This window comes from Micromonospora sp. MP36, assembly GCF_008119785.1.
Classification (GTDB): Bacteria; Actinomycetota; Actinomycetes; order Mycobacteriales; family Micromonosporaceae; genus Micromonospora.
Window position 1 is genome coordinate 1 of sequence record NZ_VSFA01000258.1, and the last position, 1,266, is coordinate 1,266.

At 68.7% G+C, this 1,266-nt stretch carries 2 protein-coding genes; both read left to right on the forward strand.

What is annotated here, in order from left to right:
* The first annotated feature begins 48 nt into the window (after window positions 1–48).
* Window positions 49–348, forward strand: coding sequence for a transposase (locus FXF52_RS41040; RefSeq protein WP_148805022.1), 300 nt, complete (start codon window positions 49–51; stop codon window positions 346–348).
* Window positions 345–1,235 carry an IS3 family transposase gene (locus FXF52_RS41045; protein WP_148805023.1) on the forward strand — a complete coding sequence of 297 codons (891 nt, stop codon included), beginning with the start codon at window positions 345–347 and terminating at the stop codon, window positions 1,233–1,235. The genes FXF52_RS41040 and FXF52_RS41045 overlap by 4 nt, the downstream gene beginning before the upstream one ends.
* Window positions 1,236–1,266: the final 31 nt, after the last annotated feature.

The following is a 1,266-nucleotide window of genomic DNA, read 5'->3' on the forward strand; positions in this document are numbered from 1 at the left end:
GCGCTTCCCCTCGTAGCGTGGAGGCCTGGACTTGAGGGATAGAGGTTCATGGCTGAGACGAGGCGTCAGTTCGATCCGGAGTTCCGTGCGGGTGCGGTGCGGATCGTGCGGGAGACCGGGAAGTCGATCGCGCAGGTCGCGCGTGACCTGGGCATCAATGACGGCACCCTGGCGAACTGGGTGAAGAAGGACCGCGAGGCCCGGGGCGAGGCCGCCGCGGGTGGGCTGTCGGAGGACGAGCGGGCCGAGTTGGCGCGGTTGCGGCGGGAGAACGCCGAGCTGGCGATGGAGCGTGATGTCCTCAAGCGATCCGTGGTCCTGTGGGTGAAGGAAGCGACGGGCCGGTGAGCGTGGCCGCCTTCATCGCTTCCCAGAGGACCGAGCACGACGTGCCGCACGCGCTGGCCTGCCGAGCCTTGGGTGTCTCGCAGTCCTGGTTCTACAAGTGGCGTGACCGGCCACCCACGCCGCGGCAGGACCGCCGGGTCCGGCTGGCCGACGCGGTGCGGAAGGTGTTCGACGATTCCGGCGGCACCTACGGCAGCCCGCGCGTCGGTGATGAGCTGCGGGAGCAGGGTTGGCAGGTCTCCGACAACACGGTCGCCCAGGTCATGGCCGAGTTGGGGCTCGTCGGGCGGGCCAAGCGCCGCCGCCGGAGCCTGACCCGTCAAGGTAGGCGGCCGGCCGCCCCGGACCTGATCAAGCGCAGGTTTACCGCGCCGGCGCCGGATGTCGCCTGGTGCGGTGACATGACCGAGATCGCCACCGACGAGGGCAAGCTCTACCTGGCCACCGTCATCGACCTGTACTCCCGGCGCATCCTGGGCTACGCGATGGGCGCCCAGCACGACGCCGGTCTGGTCGTCGCGGCGTTGAACATGGCCGCGGTCACCCGCGGCGGCGACGTCGCCGACGTGATCTTTCACAGCGATCGTGGCAGCGAGTACACCTCGGCCGAGTTCGCCCGCGCGTGTGCCCGGTGGAAGGTACGCCAGTCGATGGGCCGGGTGGGGTCGTGCTTCGACAACGCCGTCGCTGAGGCCACCTTCTCCACCATCAAGGTCGAGTACGTCCACCGCCGGCAGTTCCGCACCCGCACCGAAGCTCGCCTAAAGATCGCCACCTGGATCACCGACTTCTACAACCGGCGCCGACGCCACTCCGTCTGCGACGGGCGATCACCTATCGACTACGAACGATCAGCGGTGCAGGCTCTGGAGGCCCAAGCCGCATAACGGAGCCCTCCACGATTCCAGGGGATTGACA

What these genes read in the sequence shown, in the direction of transcription:
- FXF52_RS41040 (WP_148805022.1), top strand. Translation starts at nt 49, where the DNA reads ATGGCTGAGACGAGGCGTCAGTTCGATCCGGAGTTCCGTGCGGGTGCG.